Annotated in this window: 1 protein-coding gene; it reads left to right on the top strand. The window is 61.6% G+C overall.

Going from position 1 to position 352, the window contains the following annotated elements; all coding sequences use genetic code 11:
* Positions 1–352 (top strand): glutathione S-transferase N-terminal domain-containing protein (locus AC1DLB_RS32490; RefSeq protein WP_477786591.1); only part of this gene is annotated, 352 nt, incomplete at both ends.

The following is a 352-nucleotide window of genomic DNA, read 5'->3' on the forward strand; positions in this document are numbered from 1 at the left end:
GCCCAGTACCCGGAGTGGATCCAGCTCTATTCCTTGCCAACGCCCAATGGCGTCAAGGTTTCGATCATGCTCGAAGAGATCGGGTTGCCCTACGAGCCGCATCGTGTGGGCTTCGACACCCAGGATCAGCTGTCCCCTGAGTTTCTGTCGCTGAACCCCAACAACAAGATTCCGGCGATCCTCGACCCCCACGGCCCGGGCGACCAACCGCTGGCGCTGTTCGAGTCCGGGGCGATTCTGATTTACCTCGCCGACAAGAGCGGGCAACTGCTGGCCCAGGAGTCGGCAGCGCGTTACGAGACCCTTCAGTGGCTGATGTTTCAGATGGGCGGTATCGGGCCGATGTTCGGCC

Source organism: Pseudomonas sp. 05N434 (assembly GCF_056396965.1).